General features: G+C 48.4%; 1 protein-coding gene. It reads right to left on the minus strand.

Going from position 1 to position 223, the window contains the following annotated elements:
- A partial coding sequence (locus ACT3RN_RS16420) for a transposase (RefSeq protein WP_444518918.1) occupies nt 1-223 on the minus strand: 223 nt, incomplete at both ends.

The raw sequence follows: 223 nt of genomic DNA on the forward strand, positions 1-223 counted from the left end.
CAAGCTCGCCTGTGTCGCTACGGACTCTCTTTTTAGTGTGCCCATTGCGCTTATTAGGCCTGTCTGCCTTTTCATGCTTGGGGTAGCCGAGATGCTCTTCCATTTCTGCTTCTAAGGCAGTGTCGATGAAGGACTGCATGAGCTGCTTTTGAAAGTCTTTGATGTCATCGAAGCTTTTCATGCTGCTGGCCATTTGCTCAGCCAGTTTCTTGATGTCAGATTG

The organism is Psychrobacter sp. AOP5-GZ1-6 (genome assembly GCF_052376345.1).
Taxonomy (GTDB): domain Bacteria; phylum Pseudomonadota; class Gammaproteobacteria; order Pseudomonadales; family Moraxellaceae; genus Psychrobacter.